This window comes from Marinobacter sp. (genome assembly GCF_048259445.1).
GTDB lineage: Bacteria > Pseudomonadota > Gammaproteobacteria > Pseudomonadales > Oleiphilaceae > Marinobacter.
The window spans coordinates 16,148-37,333 of the sequence record NZ_JBLXHQ010000013.1 but is presented as its reverse complement, the minus strand read 5'-3'; the positions used below and the strand labels follow the sequence as shown (position 1 = coordinate 37,333).

18 protein-coding genes are annotated in these 21,186 nt (G+C 52.9%); 7 read left to right on the top strand and 11 right to left on the bottom strand.

From position 1 onward, the window contains the following. Positions 1-73: 73 nt before the first annotated feature. The 3 genes from ACN0RL_RS10860 to ACN0RL_RS10850 are packed head-to-tail and all read left to right on the top strand — an operon-like array spanning position 74 to position 4,420. Entirely contained in the window at positions 74-1,489 is a 1,416-nt protein-coding gene (locus ACN0RL_RS10860; RefSeq protein WP_417516598.1) for a mannose-1-phosphate guanylyltransferase/mannose-6-phosphate isomerase, read from the top strand. Then, positions 1,486-2,391 carry a lysophospholipid acyltransferase family protein gene (locus ACN0RL_RS10855; protein ID WP_417516596.1) on the top strand — a complete coding sequence of 302 codons (906 nt, stop codon included), beginning with the start codon at positions 1,486-1,488 and terminating at the stop codon, positions 2,389-2,391. Before ACN0RL_RS10860 ends, ACN0RL_RS10855 begins: the two co-directional genes overlap by 4 nt. 1 nt (position 2,392) lies before the next feature. Next, positions 2,393-4,420, top strand: a complete 2,028-nt coding sequence (locus ACN0RL_RS10850; RefSeq protein ID WP_417516594.1) for an O-antigen ligase family protein — start codon at positions 2,393-2,395, stop codon at positions 4,418-4,420. On the opposite strand, the gene rffA is transcribed toward ACN0RL_RS10850, so the two are convergent. The 8 genes from rffA to ACN0RL_RS10810 all read right to left on the bottom strand — a co-directional run bounded on the left by rffA (position 4,397) and on the right by ACN0RL_RS10810 (position 12,197). Beyond that, positions 4,397-5,530: a dTDP-4-amino-4,6-dideoxygalactose transaminase gene (rffA, locus tag ACN0RL_RS10845; protein ID WP_417516592.1), complete on the bottom strand. Its 1,134-nt coding sequence runs from the start codon at positions 5,528-5,530 to the stop codon at positions 4,397-4,399. The two genes, ACN0RL_RS10850 and rffA, sit on opposite strands and share 24 nt — an antisense overlap. Further along, entirely contained in the window at positions 5,527-6,090 is a 564-nt protein-coding gene (locus ACN0RL_RS10840) for an acyltransferase (RefSeq protein ID WP_417516590.1), read from the bottom strand. The genes rffA and ACN0RL_RS10840 overlap by 4 nt, the downstream gene beginning before the upstream one ends. A 3-nt stretch (positions 6,091-6,093) precedes the next feature. Further along, on the bottom strand, positions 6,094-7,146 hold the full coding sequence (locus tag ACN0RL_RS10835; RefSeq protein ID WP_417516588.1) for a TDP-N-acetylfucosamine:lipid II N-acetylfucosaminyltransferase: 1,053 nt from the start codon (positions 7,144-7,146) through the stop codon (positions 6,094-6,096). After that, positions 7,130-8,041: a glucose-1-phosphate thymidylyltransferase RfbA gene (gene rfbA, locus ACN0RL_RS10830; RefSeq protein WP_417516586.1), complete on the bottom strand. Its 912-nt coding sequence runs from the start codon at positions 8,039-8,041 to the stop codon at positions 7,130-7,132. The genes ACN0RL_RS10835 and rfbA overlap by 17 nt, the downstream gene beginning before the upstream one ends. Before the next feature lie 23 nt (positions 8,042-8,064). Further along, the gene (rfbB, locus tag ACN0RL_RS10825; RefSeq protein WP_417516584.1) at positions 8,065-9,111 is read right to left on the bottom strand and encodes a dTDP-glucose 4,6-dehydratase; all 1,047 of its coding nucleotides are present in this window, start codon (positions 9,109-9,111) and stop codon (positions 8,065-8,067) included. A gap of 40 nt (positions 9,112-9,151) precedes the next feature. Next, positions 9,152-10,219, bottom strand: coding sequence for a CDP-glycerol glycerophosphotransferase family protein (locus ACN0RL_RS10820; protein ID WP_417516582.1), 1,068 nt, complete (start codon positions 10,217-10,219; stop codon positions 9,152-9,154). Beyond that, positions 10,220-11,338 (bottom strand): glycosyltransferase family 4 protein, encoded by a 1,119-nt coding sequence (locus ACN0RL_RS10815; RefSeq protein WP_417516580.1) that lies wholly within the window; start codon positions 11,336-11,338, stop codon positions 10,220-10,222. A gap of 136 nt (positions 11,339-11,474) precedes the next feature. Next, the gene (locus ACN0RL_RS10810; RefSeq protein WP_417516578.1) at positions 11,475-12,197 is read right to left on the bottom strand and encodes a 3-deoxy-D-manno-octulosonic acid kinase; all 723 of its coding nucleotides are present in this window, start codon (positions 12,195-12,197) and stop codon (positions 11,475-11,477) included. A 164-nt stretch (positions 12,198-12,361) separates the two neighbouring features. Here ACN0RL_RS10810 and ACN0RL_RS10805 point away from each other — a divergent pair, with 164 nt between their 5' ends. The 4 genes from ACN0RL_RS10805 to ACN0RL_RS10790 are packed head-to-tail and all read left to right on the top strand — an operon-like array spanning position 12,362 to position 16,688. Beyond that, complete coding sequence (locus ACN0RL_RS10805) at positions 12,362-13,411, top strand: glycosyltransferase family 9 protein (protein WP_417516576.1); 1,050 nt, start codon at positions 12,362-12,364, stop codon at positions 13,409-13,411. Beyond that, the gene (locus ACN0RL_RS10800; RefSeq protein WP_417516574.1) at positions 13,404-14,789 is read left to right on the top strand and encodes an O-antigen ligase family protein; all 1,386 of its coding nucleotides are present in this window, start codon (positions 13,404-13,406) and stop codon (positions 14,787-14,789) included. Before ACN0RL_RS10805 ends, ACN0RL_RS10800 begins: the two co-directional genes overlap by 8 nt. After that, positions 14,786-15,727, top strand: coding sequence for a glycosyltransferase family 8 protein (locus ACN0RL_RS10795; protein WP_417516572.1), 942 nt, complete (start codon positions 14,786-14,788; stop codon positions 15,725-15,727). The genes ACN0RL_RS10800 and ACN0RL_RS10795 overlap by 4 nt, the downstream gene beginning before the upstream one ends. Beyond that, a complete protein-coding gene (locus ACN0RL_RS10790; RefSeq protein WP_417516570.1) occupies positions 15,720-16,688 on the top strand; it encodes a glycosyltransferase family 8 protein in 969 nt (322 codons plus the stop codon). The genes ACN0RL_RS10795 and ACN0RL_RS10790 overlap by 8 nt, the downstream gene beginning before the upstream one ends. A 40-nt stretch (positions 16,689-16,728) precedes the next feature. Here ACN0RL_RS10790 and ACN0RL_RS10785 read toward each other — a convergent pair whose 3' ends face one another. The 3 genes from ACN0RL_RS10785 to glnE all read right to left on the bottom strand — a co-directional run bounded on the left by ACN0RL_RS10785 (position 16,729) and on the right by glnE (position 21,131). Further along, a complete protein-coding gene (locus ACN0RL_RS10785) occupies positions 16,729-17,133 on the bottom strand; it encodes a DUF6165 family protein (RefSeq protein WP_417516568.1) in 405 nt (134 codons plus the stop codon). 88 nt (positions 17,134-17,221) lie between these two features. Next, the gene (locus ACN0RL_RS10780) at positions 17,222-18,148 is read right to left on the bottom strand and encodes a branched-chain amino acid transaminase (protein ID WP_417516566.1); all 927 of its coding nucleotides are present in this window, start codon (positions 18,146-18,148) and stop codon (positions 17,222-17,224) included. Between the two features lie 79 nt (positions 18,149-18,227). Next, positions 18,228-21,131: a bifunctional [glutamate--ammonia ligase]-adenylyl-L-tyrosine phosphorylase/[glutamate--ammonia-ligase] adenylyltransferase gene (glnE, locus tag ACN0RL_RS10775; protein ID WP_417516564.1), complete on the bottom strand. Its 2,904-nt coding sequence runs from the start codon at positions 21,129-21,131 to the stop codon at positions 18,228-18,230. Positions 21,132-21,186: the final 55 nt, after the last annotated feature.

Genomic DNA, 21,186 nt, shown 5'->3' with positions numbered 1-21,186 from the left:
ATGTTAAGATCTCACCTTCGAATCCAGTGTTCTGGAACGCTCTCATAAACGCAATCAAGCCCGGAGTAAGCTCATGATTCATCCCGTCATTATGGCTGGCGGTACCGGCTCGCGACTTTGGCCGTTGTCACGACAACTGAACCCGAAGCAGTTTCTTAAACTGACAGACGGCCCGCTCTCGATGTTGCAATCGACGGTAGCCAGGCTTGACGGAATGGACGCCCAACAACCGCTCCTGATCTGCAATGAAGAGCACCGATTCCTGGCTGCGGAACAAATGCGGCAATCCGGCCATGAAGACAGCTGCATTATTCTTGAACCCTGCGGCCGCAATACTGCACCGGCCATCGCACTGGCAGCTCTTCAGCTGTGTGAGAACGCCGGCAGCGATGACCCGCTTATGCTGGTTCTTGCAGCCGACCACCTGATCAAAGATGTCGAGGCGTTCCAAACAGGCGTAGCCAAGGCCGTACCCCTGGCAAAAGAAGGCAAGCTTGTCACTTTCGGTATCGTTCCCCATCAGCCAGAAACCGGATACGGCTATATACATCGCGGCAGTGAACTGGCGGCTGATTGCTTCTCGGTTGATGGATTTGTTGAAAAGCCCGATATCGAGACCGCTGAAACCTATCTTGAGTCCGGAGAGTATCTCTGGAACAGCGGCATGTTCCTGTTCGGTGCACGACAATATCTCACAGAGCTGGAATTGCACCGCCCGGACATTCTGTCTGCCTGCCGCGCAGCAATGACGGATACCAGCGCGGATCTGCACTTTATCCGGGTAAATTCGGAACTGTTTGCCAAATGCCCCTCCGAATCCGTGGACTATGCGGTGATGGAGAAGACCAATCATGCGGCGGTTGTCTCACTGGACGCCGGATGGAGCGACATAGGATCCTGGTCCGCGCTCTGGGATGTCAGCGACAAAGACTCGAACGGGAACAGCCTCAGCGGTGACGTAATTGCCCATCAAACCCATGACACGCTTGTTCGCGCGGACAGCCGGCTCGTTGCCACTATTGGAGTTGATGATCTCGTCATCATCGAGACGAAAGATGCCGTCCTTGTTGCCCATAAAGACAAAGTGCAGGACGTAAAGGCTGTGGTTGAGCAAATCCGCAGTGATGGCCGGCACGAGCACATGAATCACCGTGAGGTCTACCGGCCCTGGGGTATCTATGACTCCATCGACAGCGGCCCGCGCTACCAGGTGAAACGAATCACCGTGAAGCCCGGCGCAAAGCTCTCCGTGCAGATGCATCATCATCGCGCTGAACACTGGATTGTCGTCAGCGGCACGGCAAGAGTCACCAACGGTGAAAAAACCTATCTGGTCACCGAAAACCAGTCTACCTACATCCCGATAGGCCAGGTGCACTCTCTGGAAAATCCCGGAGTTATCGACCTGGAGCTGATCGAGGTGCAGTCGGGCTCTTATCTTGGTGAGGATGACATCGTCAGATATGAAGACCGGTACGGCCGAAAATGAGCAAGTTGAAATACTTTTTTGTTGCAGGCCTTCTGCGTATTGCCGGCTGCCTTTCTCTGGCAAACGCCCAGAGGATTGGCAGGCTTGTAGGCTTACTTATGTGGAAGCTGCCAGCCAAGCCTCGCGCGGTTACCGACATCAACCTCTCTATTTGTTTCCCGGAGCTCTCGCAGCCCGCGCGCGCAGCTATGGCAAAAGAGTCTTTGATAAATACAGGGATGACCATGCTGGAAGTTCCCTTGATGTGGGAATGGCCCGTAGAAAAGTGCCTTGGGTTGGTGCGAGAAACCGAGGGGCTGGAGCTGATTGAAGAAGCCATGGCTGATGGCAGCGGTTTGATTCTGCTCGCGCCCCATCTCGGAAACTGGGAGCTGGCGGGGCTGTTTTTCTCATCCCGCTACAAAATGGCTGCACTCTACAGCCCACCGAACATGCCGGAATTCGAAGACTATATGATCCGGGTACGAGGCAGGCTTGGCTCAGAGCTCGTGCGGGGCGACAGACGAGGGCTTGTAAGGCTGACTTCCATTCTCCGGGAAGGCGGTGTTGCCGGCATTCTTCCCGACCAGTCCCCGCGTGGCAAGGGTAACGCCTTTGCACCGTTTTTCGGCATGGAAGTCAAAACCATGACTCTGGTATCAAAGCTCATGCAGCGCACCGGCGCCAAGGTTCTGATTACCTACGCTGAAAGGCTGGAGAGCGCTCGCGGGTTTCGGATTGTCGTAAGGGAAGCTGAGCCTGGCCTTGACGATAAAGACGCGGTAGCAGCAACAACAGCTCTGAATCTGTCTGTCGAACACTGCATCCGGGATATTCCCGGGCAGTACCAGTGGGAATACAAACGCATGCGACACCGGCCACCCGGCGAAAAAAACCCCTACAACCCGGACAAGGTGTGTTGACATGACCGACCAGATCAAAAAGCCTGTCCACCTGCTTTTTGTCATCGGTATCGCGGGCGCACTGCTGTCGTCCAGTGTGCTGGCCGCCGCCACTCTACTGCTGGCTATAACCGGTTTGGTAATCAGCTATCAGAAATCCCTTTGTCAAGCGGGATGGGACAAACCCAAAGAGCTGCGGTTGTTGCATTTTGCTTTCTGGTTTTTCGTACTTGTAAGCGTTTACTCCTGGGCGGTTGAAGGCTTCAGTTATGAGGGAGGCAAAACGCTTGGTACCCATGCCCGATTTATTCTGTTCTGGCCGCTGATTATCGCCTTGAGCTATGCCCGACTCGGAGCAAACACAGTATTTGCAGGAGCCGGCCTGTTGGCTGTCTCCATTTTTGCCTTGCTGGGCTCGGCGCTGATCGCTAGCCAGGGTTCTGTAGCCTCGCTTCTGAGCAACCGTTTCGGCGGCGGAATAAATCCAATCAATTTTGGTAATATCGCGCTGCTGGGCAGCTTTCTCACCCTCACGGGCGGGCTGTTTTTCTTCCGCAGCAACAGGCGCCCTCTTGCCCTTATTTTTATCCTGATTGGTATCGGAGCTGCAGCAATCGCCATGCTGTCGCAAACCCGGAGTAACCTGGTTGCCCTGCCCTTATTTCTGTTGTTGCTGATGCCCCTGCTCAGCAGAAATCTGCGCATCGTCAGCATGATTGCAATACCTGTATTACTGGTGTCCGCCATTGTCACCAATGACCGCGTATCCGGTCAGATTGAAGGGTTTATGCAGAATGACACCCTGGATTCCGGCATCACCATCCGGATGGAAGTCTGGGGGCAGGCTTTGCGTATGTTCGCAGACAACCCCTGGACCGGGGTTGGCCTGGGCGGATACTCGCGTGAAATCGAGGCCGCTGTCGCATCCGGGGAGTCGTCTGCCGTGCTGATTGATTGCTGCACCGGCCACGCCCACAACGATTTACTCAACATTGCCGCGACGAGTGGCATACCGGGCATCCTGAGCTGGGCATTCCTGATTTTCATACCTTTGACAATTTTCGCTCGTCACATTTTCAGCACACACACTGCCACGGCGCATCTCGCGGTATCAGGCTCAATGATCAGCGTTGGCTACCTGCTCTTCGGGTTGACCGAAGCGACCTTTAACCGAACGCTGTTCCTGACTTTCTACCTGCTGTCTGTTGCGGGTGTTGCGGCAGCTTTGTTCAATGAGCTGAGCACTTCTTACGTGCGGCAGAGAACGAAAACCGTATCGGCCACAATCATCACGAAAAACGAGGAAAACCACATTGCCGACTGCCTGAAATCAGCCAGGCTGGTTGCCGACGAAATTATTGTTCTCGATAGCGGAAGCACAGACAGAACCGTTGAAATCGCTAAACAGTATGCCGATATCGTTGAGGTCACCGACTGGCCCGGCTTTGGCGTCCAGAAGCAGAGAGCATTGGAAAAAGCCACGGGGGACTGGGTTCTGTCACTGGATGCGGATGAGCGCATCACGCCGGAGCTGGCCCGTGAAATAAACCACCGGCTTGCCGATCCCGACGCAGATGCTTACAAACTCCCATGGGCCGTCACGATCTATGGCGCTCGACTGGATTTTGGCCGCAGTGGCAGGGCTCCGTTGCGCCTTTTCCGTCGGGAGGGCGTATGTTTCTCTGATGCTCTGGTTCACGAACGGATCCTGATTCCAGAAGGGCGAAAAACCAGAACTTTGCGTGGCCGCCTGACTCACTACACTCACAGGGACTTCGGCCACTCACTGGAGAAAAGCGCAAAATATGCCTGGCTGGGGTCGCTGGAGAAACACAGGAAAGGCAAGAAAACGCGCACTATGATTTACCCTACCCTGAGGGGGTTAATGACCTTTGTGCAGGTTTATTTTATCCGGTTCGGGTTTCTTGATGGCGCCGTTGGTTATCTGACGGCGGTCACTTATGCTCAAGTGACCTTTAACAAGTACGCTGGCCTGTGGACGTTGAGCCCGAAACGAGAAAATCACTCATTGGCCAAAGAACGCCAGTAGCGACTCAATGACCAGGTCCTGCTGCTCCTTTGGCATGCCATACCAGATCGGTAGGCGTACCAGGCGTTCGCTCTCCTTGGTGGTATAACGCTCCTCGCCATAAAATCGCCCTACAGTCTGACCAAACGGCGTGGAGTGTAACGGTACATAGTGAAATACAGCCATAACACCGGCTTGCTTGAGGTGATCAATCAGAGTGGTACGCTCTTCCAGGTCCCGAACTTTCAGATAATACATGTGGGCGTTGTGCGCAGTCGCCTCTGGTAATACAGGCCCGTCAACGGCGCCGCTTGCAACCAGAGACTCGAAAGCCTGATGATACCGCTCCCAGATAGCCAGGCGATTGTCACGAATTTCCTCGGCACAGTTTAACTGGCCCCAGAGATAGGCAGCCTGAAGCTCGGAAGGGAGATAGCTGCTACCCATTCCAACCCAGCTGTACTTGTCAACCATGCCGCGGAAAAACTGACTGCGGTTCGTACCCTTTTCCCGAATGATTTCAGCCCGCTTTACGAAGCTTGCATCGTTGATGATGAGCAATCCGCCCTCACCACCACTGGTATAGTTTTTCGTCTCGTGAAAGCTGAACGTACCCATGTGACCGATCGCTCCCAAAGGACGACCATGATATTTGGCCATCATGCCTTGGGCGGCGTCTTCAATCACATAAAGCCCATGACGATTGGCAAGCTCCATAATAACGTCCATGTCGCACCCGACGCCGGCGTAATGCACCGGAACAATGGCACGGGTCTTTTCGGTGATCGCCTGCTCTATCAGAGTTTCATCAATATTCATGGTGTCCGGACGGACGTCCACGAAAACAATGCGCGCACCACGAAGTACAAACGCATTGGCGGTGCTGACAAAGGTGTAGCTAGGCATGATGACTTCGTCGCCGGGCTTAACGTCGATCAGCAGCGCAGCCATTTCGAGGGCATGAGTACAGGAGGGGGTCATAAAGGCTCGCTCACAACCCAACTGACGCTCAAACCACCGTTGGCAACGCTCAGTGAATGGACCGTCGCCAGAGAGCTTTGCCTGCTTCAACGCTTCTTCAATGAAAGGCAATTCGTTTCCCGTCACTGGGGGGCGATTAAATGGAATCACGCGTCTTGTTCCTGTAAGAATCTGTTTTCAAGTTCGTTCAGATTTTTCTTTCTCGCCTTCAACCGCCGGGCCGGAGTTCCAACGTATATCCCCCAGGGCTCGGTGCTCTTTGCCACCAGAGTCATCGCACCTATTGCGCCGCCTTCGGCCACCGTCACGCCGGGCAGTATGACTGAGTTTGTTCCGACGATGACCTGCCGCTCCAGCAAAACCGAAGCAAACAGCTCGCGCTTGTACTTTGCCGGAACCAAAGGGCTTACCATCGTTTCCCCGGAATAATCATCAGACTGAGCTAACACCTTTACGCCATAAGCCAAGCCACAAAAGTCTCTGAGCTCCACACCCGCTTGTCCACCGGCAATCAAACACATGGGCGCAACGTGGCAGTAGCGGCCAAGAACGATCTTGCCTGACAACACGCAAAAATCATCAACCCGGGAGAAGTCGCCTATTTCCATCAGCTCCGCGTTATATATACTGGCCTTGTCACTTATCTTGACACCCTGCCCCAGGCTCTTGAAGTTCAGCTCTTCAAGCGCACTTTCAGAAAGATAACCCATCACTCACCCCTCAAAAAGATCATCAAGCTGTGCAATCAAGTTGGGCTTTGAGAAAACATCCCGGACCCGTTGTACATTGCCCTGTTTCGTATGTTCGGGAATCGGAGACAAATCGATTTTTTCAACATCAAACCACTCAATTTTCAGCGAATCCAGCAAGCTGGTAGTTGATATAGCACGCCGCAAATACACTTTTTTCCCCATGCCAAGGAGCGATACCAGGTTGCCGAGTCCCTGCTGCCGATTATGATTGAAAATGGCCACATCAATCGTTGCCAGAAACTCTTGATACTGGGCTAAGGGCAAAAAATCGATGAGAGGCACAAAGCGGTCGCCAAACAGCTTTTTACCTTCGCTGATAACCCGACGGGCATGCTGCTGATTGCCGTAAGAAAGTGGCACAATCACGCGAAAATGATCGGTCGGAAGACTCGCCAGCTTTTCAAACACTTCAAGATGGTTATTGCTGGGATCCGCAGAATTACCCACCTGAATTTCAACGAAATCGGTGATCCTTTCCCCAACACCGGGGTCCGAAAACAGATTGGAGGTATACATCAGGCAGCTATGGACCTTACCACCTGCGCCATACCACTCTCTGGCAAGCTCAATATCACCCGGAACGTAAGTCACCAGATGCCCTAGATGCCTTATAACGAAACGTCTGGAAAAATCCTTCAACCCTGGCTTCGAGCGCGCTTCTCTCTTGCCGTAAAGGTCATTACCCCAAATAACCCAATAGGTTTTTTTCAGCAACCAAGGCATGAAAAACAGCATTTTAATCACTGCGCGGGTGAACAGCCCATGAAGAATGATTCGATCCGCGCGGTGCATTTGAACAATCAGCCGAACTTTTGCAGCTGTTTTTCCGACAACCCCCCTCTCAACTTGGTGTACGCCGGAAAGTCCCTCAGTACTGTACTTTTCATGGTCACCAAAAATGACAAATTCATGCAGGGTCGGATCGAAGTTGGCCTGCACCAGATCGATAAACGGTGGAATGAACTTCTCCGCCCGGCAAATGTGCAGAACTTTTTGGTTACTCAACAGACGCATCACTCTTATCGAAGGTGTCAGATTCGTCGACCAGCTCCCTTATATACGACCCATAACCACTTTTTGCGTAAAACGCTGCGGCACGGAGCATGCCCGCGTTATCCAGCCAGCCATTGCGCCAGGCAATCTCCTCTAGACAGGCAATCTTGAACCCTTGACGTTTTTCAATGGTTTCCACAAATTGTGCCGCCTCCAGGAGCGTACCGTGGGTACCCGTATCGAGCCATGCGAATCCGCGCCCAAGTAGCTGGACGCTCAGCGAGCCATCGTCCAGGTACGCATTATTGATCGCGGTTATTTCAAGTTCGCCGCGAGCAGACGGTGCTACTTTTTTGGCTATCTCGACAACTCGATTGTCGTAAAAATAGAGGCCAGTCACTGCAAAATTGGATTTAGGGTGTTCGGGTTTTTCCTCCAGCGACACCGCCTGCATCTCGCTATCAAACTCGATGACGCCAAAATTCTCTGGCGTTTTGACCTGATAGCCAAAAATCGTCGCGCCTCGTTTTTGCTGGAGTTGCTGCACAGCAATTTTCAACATGGGCGTAAAACCCTGCCCGTAAAAAATGTTATCACCAAGCACAAGACAGACATCCGAGGTGCCGATAAACTTCTCCCCAATCAGAAATGCCTGAGCGAGGCCGTCGGGGCTTTTTTGGGTTTCATAACTCAATTGAATGCCAAACCTTTTGCCATCTCCCAATAAGCGCTTGAACGCAGGAGCATCATCGGGTGTGGTAATGATCAGGATGTCACTGATACCCGCCAGCATTAACACCGAGAGCGGGTAATAAATCATTGGCTTGTCGTAAATAGGCAAAAGCTGCTTGGAAACACCCATCGTGATCGGGAACAGGCGAGAGCCGGTACCACCAGCGAGAACAATACCCTTCATACGTTGCTCAACTTTGCTGAGTATCAGTGTGTGTTGTCGGATTTTTCAAGAATGCGGTAACACCAATCGAGATTATTGAGATACCAGCTCACCGTTTTCCGCATACCGGAATCAAAGGTTTCACTGGGCCGCCAGCTCAACTCATGCGCGATTTTTTCGATATTAACAGCATACCGGCGATCGTGACCCGGTCGATCCGTCACATGGGAGATTAACTCTTTAAAAGTCGTCAATCCGGAAGGTTTGTTTTCCACCAACTCATCAAGGCTCCGGCACACACAATTCACGACCTCAAGATTGGTTTTCTCACTCTGCCCGCCGATGTTGTAGGTTTCGCCCAACTCCCCTTCCCTCAACACCGTATAAAGCGCCGTGACGTGATCCTCAACAAAGAGCCAATCGCGGACCTGAAGACCATCACCGTATACTGGCAAAGGCTTCCCAGCCAAGGCATTAAGAATCATCAGGGGGATCAGCTTTTCCGGAAACTGGAATGGACCATAGTTATTCGAGCAATTGCTGACAACGACCGGCAGGCCGTAGGTTCTGTGCCAGGCACGGACCAGATGATCAGAGCTGGCTTTGCTGGCTGAATATGGCGAGCTCGGCGAATACCGGGTGCTTTCTGTAAAAGGCTCATCCGTGGCCGTAAGATCGCCGAAAACCTCATCGGTGCTGATGTGGTGAAACCGAAACACCTCGCGCTTGTGTTCAGGCATGGCCAGCCAGTATTTCCGCGCAACCTCAAGCAACGTGTAGGTGCCAACGATGTTGGTTTGAATAAACGCGGCAGGGCCATCTATGGACCGGTCAACGTGACTCTCTGCCGCCAGATGCATTACCGCATCTGGCTGATGCGCATCAAAAACAGCCTGCAGCGCAGACTGGTCACAGATATCAACTTGCTCAAACCTGTATCGATCGCTGCCAGAAACTTCACCCAGTGACTCCAGATTACCAGCGTAAGTCAGTAAATCGACATTGACGACCTCGGTATCGGTTTGCGCGATAAGGTACCGGATCATTGCCGAGCCAATAAAACCGGCACCCCCGGTGACCAGAATTTTCATACCACACTCCCATCATGTTCAAACTCAATGACATCACTGACTAGTGAGGCGTTTTGGCCAATTCCCTATGCAACCGCCGCCTCAACTTAAGTTTCCTCAGCAGGTTCCAGGGCTTGGGGCGCAAGGTATGCTTTTTTTCCACCAAAAACTGATCAACCGCGTCCAGTACCCGTCCACTCGAGCGCCCATCGAAAAAAACGTGAAGGTCGCTGCACAGCTCTTTTTGTGCGGCAAGCAATTGTTCCGGACGCTGGACGGCTCGCGTCAGGCCATCCTCAAGCTGCTCAACGCTCTGAACATCAATAAGGTAGGGGCCAGGCATTTTTGTACGGAAGGTCACCACAGGTCTTTGAAGAAACATGAACTCAAACATGATTGACGAGGTGTCACACAGCATAAGGTCTGCTTCAGATAATAGCGGAACCAAGTCGTCATCACTTTCAACAAATCTCAGGTTAGCGCTCTGCATACCTCGGTAGCGTTCGACTACAGATTCTTCCATCTTTGGGTGGAGGGTTACTATAAACCGCCACTTGCCGCTCCGGGAAAGCGCCTCAATCTTGTCTGCCAGCTGAGGCGCACAGGTAACCGAGCGACTGAATGTCGAGGCAAAAAATACGGTTGGCGGCTCCCCTTCAGGACGGGCACGTTCGCCGCCATTCACATTCTGGAGCAGTGGATCGAGTTTGGGCCAGCCGGTCTTGGCTACAGAAAAATGCCCCAGCTCGTGCGCAAGGGCCTGAAACTTCTCAGTATCTTTCTCTGCATGGGTGCAGTAGAGGTCAAACCAGCCCCGAATTCGGTAATGGTCGCTTTCGTCCTCGTTTTTGTGGCCACGCTTGTTTCTGGCCATGCCATGGAACACCTCTACTTTTATACCCGGAAAAAAATAAGGCACCCAATCACCCGGCACAAAGGTGGCATCGGCTCCGTAGGCCTGAACCTCTTTGACCGTTTTCAGTCTTTTCTCATCCGGTTTCAGTGGGGCAGTTGAACATCCGGCGACAAACCAGGCAACATCATCGCCCCGGCGCCGGATTTCAGCCTGCAATGGTCGCAATATTGAATAGGAATAAGGTTGATTCACGAAGAAAAGGTAGCGGCGCATTCAGTTCTGACCCACCAATTCGCAATAGATATCGCCCATCTGTTTCACCGTCTGGGAAGTGTGGAAGTCCGCCTCAATTCTCTGACGTGCGCGTCCCCCAATCTGTTCCAGTCGCTCTCTGTCGCGATAGAGCTCAACAAGCGCATCACTGAGCGCCTGGGCGTCATTGGGAGGCACCACAAGCCCGCTTACACCATGTTCAACAAGCTCTGGCATACCACCCACGTCGGTCACCACTGGCGCGACACCGTAGGCCATTGCCTCGATAACAGCTCGGGGTAAACCCTCGCGCTCTTTAGACGGCAGCACAAAGACATCACTGGCCGCCGCCAGCGCAGGCGCATCCTTTCTGAAACCGGTGAAGTGAACCCGCTCAGGATGAGGCAGACCCTGAACCTGTTGCCGAAGCGTATCATTTCGGTCGAGATCACCAACCAATAACAGATGAACGTCAACATCAGAAGACAGTCGCGCCAGAGCCTCAACAAGCACGTCGAAGCCTTTTCTTGGCACATCGCGACCGGTGCAGCAGACTGTGAACGCGCCCTCGGGAATACCAAACTCCTGAAGGTCAGCAGGTGCATCCTGATACCAGCTGAGGTCATGGCCCTTATAAACCCGTACCAACTTCGTCGGCGACAAACGCAACCAGAGGAAATGAAGCCCGGCAAGATAATCTCGAATGGCATCCGCAACGCACACAATACGATCAACCCTGGGGTGCAGGAAGGTAATCCAGGATTCCGGGTTGAGGTAGCTGACGTTACCAATAATACCCCGGTACGCGACGATCTTGACCGGCATGCCTTTGCTTGCCCGCAATGCACAGGCCAGCGCTCGGGGGTTAAAGGCATTAACAACGTCGTATTCACCGGTTTCCAGCGCTTTTCGAATAGCCGCCGTTCCTTCTTTGTCGAAACGATTTCGCAGGGCAATCTGACCAACAATCAGACCGGCACTACTCAGCCGCTCAAAATTCGCGCCATCCGGATTCGCCATGACGCCTACTGGAAACCCTTTCTCTTTAAGACCGATAAAGAGTTCGCTTTCCGGTCGGTCGCACTTATCCGTCAGGAAAAGAACGCCCGGGAGTTTTTCTGACGGCTGCGCTTCAATCAAACCCGATTCCTTCTGCTCTTTTTTTCGTGAAGCCGCACTGCCATTTTGTTACGGCATGCCAGGCCTGATTGGCTCATTCTACTGCCTGACACAGAGAAAGTCGCGGGAACAGCAACCTCCGTATCCAGACCTGCCTTCAGCCTATACCTTGGTAGCCTTGCTCCAAAGCGGCCCAAAGACATTCAAAGTCTGTAGCGCCTTGCGGCCAGTTCAGATGGTCCAGCGAACGGCGAAGTCTCGCCAGATTTGCCGCCTTCCAGGGTGCGTTCATTTCTGTTTTTTTCTTGATTTTCCCTTTATCAAAATCAATCAGATAAAACCCATCTTCTCGAACCAGAATATTAAAACAGTTCAAATCAGCATGGCGAACGCCTGCATCGTGAAAGCGCCTGAGCGTCGAACCGAGAGACCGCAATCGGTCTGGGGAAAGGTGACCAATACAGTCGGCCAACGGTACCGAGTCGCGCAACCGCTCGACCAGAATCGCGCCACGATATAAAACAGCTCCCGATCTCTGGTAGCAGGCTGCAATAGGCTTTGGCACCGGAAAGCCATCATCGTGGAGCTTCAGAAGCAGGCGAAATTCTGCAAACGACCGAACGCGGCTTTCACCTAGGTAGATGTACGCAGATTCAGAAATACGTGCGACAAACCCGCCCCTCAAGTATTTTCTCAATACCGCAGAAAGGTTGGCAGTCTCAACGAACCAGGCGCCTCCCCGGCCACCACTGGAAACGAGCTCGGCAGCTCCGCCCCAGGAATCGGGGTCAAACCAGCGGGGAGTCACAACGCCCTCATAATCCTTGTGGACCACATAGGCTAAGTCGTGCACTCGCGAAACATCAGCGGTATTGGCCATTATGACTCTCGTTGGCATGGGTAATAAAGCATGGCACCGCCCCGGACGACTTGAGAGGATTTCTACAGATTAGGTTAGAATATCCCAAAGTTTATCAATGATTACCAGCAAAGCTCCATGGATGACGACAGCGGCTTTATAAACCCCTATAGGATGTCGGTTCAATGAAATCAGTCTGTATTCTTCGCCTGTCCGCGATAGGAGATGTTACTCATGTCGTACCTGTGGTTCTCAGCCTTCAGGAACAATGCCCGGGAATCCACATCACCTGGGTTATCGGTAAAATCGAGTCACGACTGATCGGCGACCTTCCAGGCGTCGAGTTTATTGTTTTCGACAAGAAACGTGGTTGGCGCGGTTACACCCAGCTCTGGCAAACGCTCCGGGGACGAAAATTTGATGCGCTGCTGCACATGCAGGTCGCATTCCGTGCAAACCTGGCCTCTGCCTGTATCCGCGCAAAGATCCGTGTAGGCTATGACAAGGCCCGGAGAAAGGACCTGCACGGGCTGTTTATTAATCGCAAGATTCCAGCCGCAGACAGACAGCATGTTCGCGATTGCCTGGCGAGTTTTCTTACCCCTCTCGGCCTTGAACCCGCGCCGCCAAGATGGTTTATACCCGTTTCTGACGCTGACCGTAACTTTGCGTCAGCCCATCTGAAACAGGATCGTCAGAACATGATTATCAGCCCTTGCGCAAGCCATGTGCTTCGCAACTGGTCGGCTGATCGCTACGCTCGCCTGGCCGACTACGCCATCAGCCAGCATGGAATGAATGTCATTCTGGTTGGCAGTCCTGCGCCCTTTGAAACAGAGTTTTGTAAATCCATTTCTGACCGGATGCAGCAACCGGTTACCAATATCTGTGGCAAGGACACTCTCAAACAGCTGACGGCATTGATGACAGCTGCTGACATTGTTGTTGCTCCAGACACCGGGCCGGCACACATTGCCAGCGCCGTGGGCACAGATGTTATTGGCCTCTATGCGGCGAGCAATCCGAATCGGTCGGGGCCATACAACTCATTGTCCTGGTGCGTTAATCATTACGCAGAAGCGCTAAAAGCGCATACTGGTAAAAGCATCGAAACTGTCCGCTGGGGGGCCAAGGCTGAATTCGAAGGCGCTATGGACCTGATCAGCGTGGATGAAGTCTGCATCAAGCTTGATGAATGGATCACGCAGCACAGCAAAGAGCCTTTGGATGACTAGCGCCCCACCACTCGCGGCCTTCGCGCACTGGTTCTTTCAAAAAAAAATCGTCGAAAAGCTGTTTATTATCGCTCTCGCGACGTTCATTTTCTGCTACCTCCCTTTGCTGGCAGCGTATCGCGGCGCAGAGAGCGTGATGATTCTGACCTTTCTCTGGCTGGCCTTTGTTTCAGGCAGAGAAACCGGATTGCGGTCTGCTATCGTCCGAGACCCGCTGTTTCTGGCCTGTTTAGCGTTACTCGGCTTTCTTATTCTTGCAAGACTCTGGTATTCCTTCAGCCTGCCGCCAGGTATTGACCCCGAAACCCGCGAAACACGATACGTTTTGAAGCCGGTACTGGTATTTCTGGTTGCTTTTGGTTTGGGAATAGTTACCCGCCCCTATCGCTGGGCCCTCCTGTTGCTGGGCATGCTCGGATTTGCAGCATACTTGCTGACAACCATCGGCTCCGGCCAGTGGATCAACGCCTGGGTGGGAAGACGGGAAGACTTCGGTATTCACAACGCCCAACATACAGCCATGTTTTTTGGCACCGCTCTGATTGGCACAGTGTGTTTCATGTTTCGGGCCATTAAGGCGAGCCCGCCCGGCTGGCGCTATGCAGTGATATTTTTTGTATTCCTCACGCTTGCCGTCGCGGCCTTCGGATTAATCGCCACCCAGACCCGTGCTGCCTGGCTCGGGGTTACGATGGCGACCATGATTGGTTTGACTACAGCTGCCTGGCTCATTTGGAAAAAACGCGACAAACCATTTAGCAAGGGCCACAAAAAAGCCGCCTTCGGCCTGGCGCTGTGTCTGCTTTTCGGCTTTGTACTTGCAGGGCTGAATGCCCCAGACAGAGTCAAGGCCCCGTTTTCCAATAGTCAGTCTGATAATGGTCAACTCTTTTCCATCGAGCAGTATACCGGCCTGCCAGAGCACAGCTCTAATCCACGCACCAGTCACGGTGTTCGGCTTATTTCCTGGCGGGTGGCACTCGAGTGGTTCAAAGAACGCCCGTTAATGGGGTGGGGCCCTGGCAGCACCAAAGATCTGATCAAGCAATCCGAGTTTTTCTCTGAACACTTCAAGAAGAACTTTGGCCACCTGCATAACTCATTCATTGAGTCTTTGGTCGCCAACGGGCTGATTGGCTCAGCCATCCTGTTGGCCATGATCGTCTGGATTGGATACGCTGCGCTTACGGCATACCGAAATGGTAAGATGCCCGTTGATGTTCTGGTGTTTGCTCTCAGCTTTTTTGGTTTCTGGGCGGCAATAAATCTGTTTGAATCATATACCCTGTACTCCACGGGGCATTATACCAATGCTGTTGTCGTAGGGTTCATCTACTCTTTTTATCTTCAACTGCGGGATAAGGATCAAAGCCCATGACCGCCAGGATACACGTCGCGGCTTGTTGTGATGAAAACTACGTCCCCTATGCTGCCGTCATGATGCTGTCGGCGCTGGCCTCCACGCCGCGAACGCCGATTACGTTTCACCTGATAAACTGCAGTATTTCGTCAGACAGTATTCGTAAGCTGCAAGAGCTCATCAGCATACAAAACAGCCAACTCGAAATTCATCAGCCGGATGATGCGCTTTACCAGGGTCTACCCACATTGCGATACGGGGAGGCTGTGTACCAACGTATCAATTTACCCGAGTATATTCCTTCGGATATCGGGCGAATCATCTATATAGATTGCGACACATTGGTTCTCGGGAATCTCGAGAAATTGTGGCAAGTAGATCTTGAAGGCAATCTTGTTGCGGCGGTTGAAAACCTCTCACCAAAAGCTTGTAAGGATATTGGTTTGCCACGCACTGAGTACTTTAACTCAGGCGTCCTGTTAATTGATCTTGAGGGCTGGCGAAGAGAGGGGGTCCATCATCAGGTCACCGACTACGCAAGGGGAAATGCACACAGACTGCAGTATGTTGACCAATGCAGCCTGAACGCAGTTCTGAGGGGGCGCTGGCTGCGGCTGGGGCCGGAATGGAATCAACAGTCCGATATCTACAAAGTCGTCAAAAAGTATCATGAGGGCAGTTCCTACACGCAAAAAAGCATGGAAAAAGCGATTCTGAACCCGGAAATTGTGCATTTTACCGGTAAGAAAAAACCCTGGACGATCTATTGTTTTCATCCTTTCAAAGCCCAACACAAGGCGTTTGTAAAACAAACGCCTTGGGCGGATCTCCCCGCGCCTGATGCATCGCTAAAGGTCCATCTCAAGTATTTTTTCGCATTGAGACAGCGCTGGAAAGCCTACAAACGGCAATCCGATATTAAAAATTTCCAACAGAGTAAGGCCAACCATGAGTGATGATCAGCGCCGGAGTCTGCCAGCCGATGCAGTCGGTATTGTTGCAAGCTCTGATGACAATTACGCCCCTCACCTGACTGTTCTGTTCTATTCGCTGCTGGCCAATTGCTCGGCGCCGGAGCGTGTCTCGCTGTTTTGTCTCGATGGCGGAATATCCGACGAAAACAAAGACAGAATGAACCGGGAAGTCAGGAAACTGGGCGCCGCGGGTATCGACTTTGTTACTTTCAACAGTGATCGATATGACAACCTGCCGACAATCAAACACATAACCTCATCGGCTTATTACCGGATTTCCATTCCTGAAATATTTGATGACTCCGTGCACAAAGTTCTTTATCTGGACTGCGATATGATCGTCAAAGGCGACATCATCGAATTATGGGAAACTGACATCTCTGACTTCCATGTTGGCGCTGTCGAAAATCTGTCAGGTCACACCTACAAAAAGCTCGGGATCCCGCAGAATGAGTACTTCAATTCCGGCATGTTATTGATCAACCTCGATCTTTGGCGGCGCGATGGCATACCGGAAAAAGTGTTTAAATTCAAAAAGGAAAACCCCGATAGAATAAGCACCAACGACCAATGTGCGCTCAATGGTGTGCTTCATGATAAATGGAAACACCTACACCTGAAGTGGAATCATCAAACCGGCTTATACCGGCCCGATGAGCAAACAGCAGCCTTCCCACAAAGCGAAATTGCCGAGGCGACACTATCACCCGGAATCATCCATTACATCGGCTGGGATAAGCCTTGGCGAAAGGTGCGCTTCCACCCATTGGCGGGAGAGTACGATCGCTTCGCTGACAGGCTCGACGAGTCACCAAGACCAAAGCCGGCCTTCGGCGATTACCTGAAGGCGTATGCATCTGTATCCCGCCTGAAGAAGCTGAGACGGCAACTGAAGTGGCAGGCCTGGTACAAAGAAAAAGGCTATGACCTGTATCGCGGATAACAAAAGGCGCCCTCTGGGCGCCTTTTTCGTCTGGACCAGTTTACTTTCTGGCCGTGTAATCCTGATAGGATTTCTCTTCTACAAACCGGGAGCCAAGCGCCAGGTTGATGTCTTTCTTCAATGCCGCCCGCTTGTCGTTAGTGACGTAAACCGCCCGAGCAAGCTCAATAAATTTCGGGCCGAAATTCTGCTCTGCTTCTTCTTCACGAATGTCGTCTTCGATAACCCAAAGCTCTTCATTTACCGCTTTCAACTGTTTGCGCAGCTCGGCAATGGCACTTTGATCTTTTACCGCCTCATTCCAGGTCGCGCTCAGTTCTTCAAGCTCAAGCCGGACGTTGCGTACCTTGACCTCATCTTTGATGCGCTCGGATTTAATTTCAAGGATGGTGATTTTGTCGAGAACTTCGCCGAAAGAAACCGGAACTTTAATGACGTCAGCCATTTCCTGTACCTGTCAATTTGATGAATATAAAAACAAAAACGCCGCCAGGCTGTACAACAGCACACGGCGGCCATGAAAACAGTCACGTTCAGTTTTTGACCGGTGTCAGCCAGTTACTGTGCTGAGGGAGCTTCCCTTTCACCGCATCAAAATACATCGCCTGCAGTTTTTCGGTAACCGGTCCACGCTTGCCTGCGCCGATTGCACGGCCATCCAGCTCACGGATCGGCAACACTTCTGCCGCCGTGCCTGTAAAGAATGCCTCGTCTGCAACATAAACTTCATCACGGGTAATACGGCGCTCTTTTACCGGGATATTGAGGTCGGCTGCGAAATCCAGAATGGTCTGGCGGGTAATACCTTCCAGACACGAGGTAAGCTCTGGCGTGTGCAGTACACCGTTACGCATGATGAAAATATTTTCGCCGGAGCCTTCGGCCACATAGCCTTCATTGTCCAGCAAGAGCGCTTCTTCACAGCCACTGGCAATGGCTTCGTTCAACGCCAGCATGGAGTTGATGTAGTTGCCGTTCGCCTTGGCCTTGCACATGGTGATGTTGACGTGGTGGCGCGTGTAGGAGGAGGTGCGCACCTTGATACCGATTTCCTTGGCTTCTGGTGACATGTAAGACGGCCAGCTCCAGGCGGCAACCATTACGTGCACTTTCAGGTTGTCTGCCCGCAGGCCCATTCCTTCGGAGCCTAAAAAGGCCATCGGGCGCAGATAAGCTTCATCCAGATTATTCTCACGAACGGCCGCACGCTGTGCCTCGTTCAGTTCCTCTTTACTGAACGGCATCTTCATATTCAGAATATGAGCGGACCGGAACAGGCGATCCGTATGGTCCTGGAGGCGAAAAATAGCCGGGCCAGTCGCAGTGCTGTAGGCGCGCACTCCTTCAAAACAGCCCAGGCCGTAGTGCAGGGTATGGGTCAGGACGTGGGTTTTGGCTTCACGCCAGGGAACCATTTCACCATCCAGCCAGATAACGCCATCGCGGTCAGCCATCGACATTCTTCATTGCTCCTAAAAAAGCGGTTTTCGGGGATCCAACATTCTAGCAGGAAATTTTGACGGAACGACACCAGGCTCGCTATACCACCATGATTTTCTTCCACACAGACTGTATGTAGCGCCGTTCCTCTGTAAACGCATCGCCTGCAACCTGGCTGTTAAGGTTCTGCAACGCTCGCCGGTGAATGCTTGAGCGCAGAGCAATGTAGACTTCTCGCAGTTTTTCTGCATCTTCCACGGGCAACACACCGGCGCGCCCCAGCTCTTCCATTTGCCGGATATTGTCAGACCACTGGGTCAGTTCCGGGTGGTCCTCACTCCATGCAAGCATGAGGTATTGCACCATAAACTCCATATCTACAATGCCGCCTGCATCGTGTTTGATGTGAAAGAGTTCTTCCCGCCGGCTTTCCGGCGTGCCCAGGTTGGCACGCATTTTTTCACGCATCTCCACCACTTCCTGGCGCAGCTTGTCCTTCCCACGGCTCTGACAAAGTATGTTGTGCCGGACAGACTCAAAGGCAGCGACTGTTTCGCGACAACCTGCGACGCCCCTGGCCCGGGCCAGTGCCTGATGCTCCCAGGTCCAGGCGTCGTTGCGCTGGTACTTTTCAAACGCCTGTAGCGTACTTACGAGCAGCCCGGAATTGCCTGAAGGTCGCAGGCGCATGTCGACGTCATACAGCTGGCCGGACGGAGTCTGTGCGTTAAGGATGTGCACAATTCGCTGCCCCAAACGGGTGTAGAAAACCGCATTATCAATGGGCTTGTCGCCATCGGTGGCCAGGTCGGGATCCGCATTATGAACAAAAACCAGATCCAGATCCGAGGTGTAACCAAGCTCAATCCCTCCCAGCTTTCCATAACCGATAACCGCAAAATCCGTTTCGCTGGTAGCGTCGTCATTACGCCCCGGGTGCCCGTGGCGCGCTACCAGGTTGGCAAAGGCCACGTCGACAACGTGATCAAGAACAACCTCAGCAATCCAGGTCAGGTAATCACTCACCTTCATCAAGGGCAAGGTGCCCTTCAGTTCAGAAGCGGCGACGCGGAGTGAGTGGGCCTTTTTGAAGTGTCGCAACGACTCCATCTGGTTTTCCAGGTCGTCATAGGAGATCCGCAACATTTGCTGGCGCAGATCATCCTGCAATTCTTCTCGTGCAGGTGGGCTGTATAGGCTTTCTGCATTGAGAAGCTCATCCAGCAGCAATGGCGTTTCCGCTAGCTGTCTTGCGATCCAGGGGCTTTCGCTGCACAGCTTGACCAACTGAGTTCGGGCTCCCGGATTTTCCAGCAATAGCACCATGTAAGCCGTGCGGCGCAAAATTGCCTCAACCAGCTGCAAAACGCGGGACAGTGTTTCTGAGGGATTATCTACCTCGGTCAGCGCTTCCAGTAACACCGGCATGAACTGGTTCAGTCGTTTACGCCCCTGGGTTTGCATAGTCTGAACTGTACGGCTGTCACGCAGGCTGGAAAGCAGGCCGAGGCTTCCCGACGGATCCTCATATCCGTTCTTTTCCAGCCACTGCGTATCTGAATCCTCATCAACCTCTGCCAGCCAGAGCTCAAACCAGCCCTCATCAAGAGATGTCTGCGCACCCTCCTCATCTTCTTCAGTGGCAATGATGTTGGCAAAGTGCGTGGCCACCTTCTCCCGATGCTGCATCAGCACTTGCAGACAACTGGACCAATCGTCGAACCCCATGATCAGTGCAACCCGCGCCTGCGAAAGCTTGTCTTCGGGCAACAACTGAGTCTGCTTGTCTTCCATGCCCTGTAGAGCGTGCTCAAGATTACGCAGGAAAACATAAGCGTCACGAAGCTCCTTGACGACCTGCGAAGGCAGTAACTCCAGCGCCTCAAGCTCTTTCAGTATGATCAGCAGTTCCCGCTGCTGCAGCTCTCTGTCCCGGCCACCACGAATGAGCTGGAACGCCTGAACAACAAACTCGATTTCCCGGATGCCACCACTGCCAAGTTTGATGTTGTTTTCCAGCCCCTGCCGGCGAACTTCACGGCTTATCATCGCCTTCATACTGCGTAGAGACTCGAAAGCGCTGAAATCAATGTACCTGCGATACACAAACGGACGGAGGCTTTCCATCAGAACCTGACCGGCTTTCGGGTCGCCAGCTACTACCCGGGACTTGACCATGGCATAACGCTCCCAGTCCCTGCCCTGATCCTGATAGTAGGTTTCAAGCGCAGCGAAGCTCAGCGCGAGAGCGCCACTCTGTCCATAAGGTCGCAGGCGCATATCCACACGGAAAACAAAACCATCAGCGGTGATCTGGTCCAGAGCCTGAATCAGACGCTGGCCCAGCCTGATAAAGAACTGCTGATTATCGAGCGAACGACTGCCACCCCGGGTTTCGCCTTTTCCGGGAAAAGCGAATATGAGATCAATATCCGAGGAGACATTCAACTCGCAGCCACCCAGCTTTCCCATGCCGATCACGATCAGCGACTGGGGCGCTTCCGCACCTGATACCGGATCTTTACCCCAGGGCGTGCCGAACTGTTCGCAAGCTGACTCATGGAGCCAGTCAAGCGCACCCTGAATACACACCTCAGCAAACGCGCTGGTCGCAGCGATGGTTTCGTGCAGGTCGGCCCAGCGCATCAGGTCCCGCCATATAATGCGAAACTGCGCTTCGCGGCGAAAACGGCGCAACGCTGCATGCAGGCCCGGCTCATCCGACACATCCACAAGATATTCAGTGCAGCGTGACTGCAGGTATTCGGGGGTAGTCGGTTCACTCAGCAACCGTGACTCAAGCAGAGTGCGCACCTGTTCCGGTTGCCTCTCAAGTGTCTGTCGCAGGAACGGGCTTCGCGCCATGGCCTGGGCAATTATTTCGGCCGAAATGCTGGCATCTTCCAGCAGCCAGCCTGGCACACCTTCCGGGAATACCGGCGCCCAGCCGGCAGCAACATCATCTGCCAGCGGCAACGGAAGGCAACTCCATGGCTCGGACATAATGCAAACCCCTGTCTCTCTGTTATATTTCCGTTACTGTATAACGAACTTACCC

What these genes read in the sequence shown, in the direction of transcription:
- ACN0RL_RS10860 (WP_417516598.1), top strand. Translation starts at nt 74, where the DNA reads ATGATTCATCCCGTCATTATGGCTGGCGGTACCGGCTCGCGACTTTGG.
- ACN0RL_RS10855 (WP_417516596.1), top strand. Translation starts at nt 1,486, where the DNA reads ATGAGCAAGTTGAAATACTTTTTTGTTGCAGGCCTTCTGCGTATTGCC.
- ACN0RL_RS10850 (WP_417516594.1), top strand. Translation starts at nt 2,393, where the DNA reads ATGACCGACCAGATCAAAAAGCCTGTCCACCTGCTTTTTGTCATCGGT.
- ACN0RL_RS10840 (WP_417516590.1), bottom strand. Translation starts at nt 6,090, where the DNA reads ATGGGTTATCTTTCTGAAAGTGCGCTTGAAGAGCTGAACTTCAAGAGC.
- ACN0RL_RS10835 (WP_417516588.1), bottom strand. Translation starts at nt 7,146, where the DNA reads ATGCGTCTGTTGAGTAACCAAAAAGTTCTGCACATTTGCCGGGCGGAG.
- rfbA (WP_417516586.1), bottom strand. Translation starts at nt 8,041, where the DNA reads ATGAAGGGTATTGTTCTCGCTGGTGGTACCGGCTCTCGCCTGTTCCCG.
- rfbB (WP_417516584.1), bottom strand. Translation starts at nt 9,111, where the DNA reads ATGAAAATTCTGGTCACCGGGGGTGCCGGTTTTATTGGCTCGGCAATG.
- ACN0RL_RS10820 (WP_417516582.1), bottom strand. Translation starts at nt 10,219, where the DNA reads ATGCGCCGCTACCTTTTCTTCGTGAATCAACCTTATTCCTATTCAATA.
- ACN0RL_RS10810 (WP_417516578.1), bottom strand. Translation starts at nt 12,197, where the DNA reads ATGGCCAATACCGCTGATGTTTCGCGAGTGCACGACTTAGCCTATGTG.
- ACN0RL_RS10805 (WP_417516576.1), top strand. Translation starts at nt 12,362, where the DNA reads ATGAAATCAGTCTGTATTCTTCGCCTGTCCGCGATAGGAGATGTTACT.
- ACN0RL_RS10800 (WP_417516574.1), top strand. Translation starts at nt 13,404, where the DNA reads ATGACTAGCGCCCCACCACTCGCGGCCTTCGCGCACTGGTTCTTTCAA.
- ACN0RL_RS10795 (WP_417516572.1), top strand. Translation starts at nt 14,786, where the DNA reads ATGACCGCCAGGATACACGTCGCGGCTTGTTGTGATGAAAACTACGTC.
- ACN0RL_RS10790 (WP_417516570.1), top strand. Translation starts at nt 15,720, where the DNA reads ATGAGTGATGATCAGCGCCGGAGTCTGCCAGCCGATGCAGTCGGTATT.
- ACN0RL_RS10785 (WP_417516568.1), bottom strand. Translation starts at nt 17,133, where the DNA reads ATGGCTGACGTCATTAAAGTTCCGGTTTCTTTCGGCGAAGTTCTCGAC.
- ACN0RL_RS10780 (WP_417516566.1), bottom strand. Translation starts at nt 18,148, where the DNA reads ATGTCGATGGCTGACCGCGATGGCGTTATCTGGCTGGATGGTGAAATG.
- glnE (WP_417516564.1), bottom strand. Translation starts at nt 21,131, where the DNA reads ATGTCCGAGCCATGGAGTTGCCTTCCGTTGCCGCTGGCAGATGATGTT.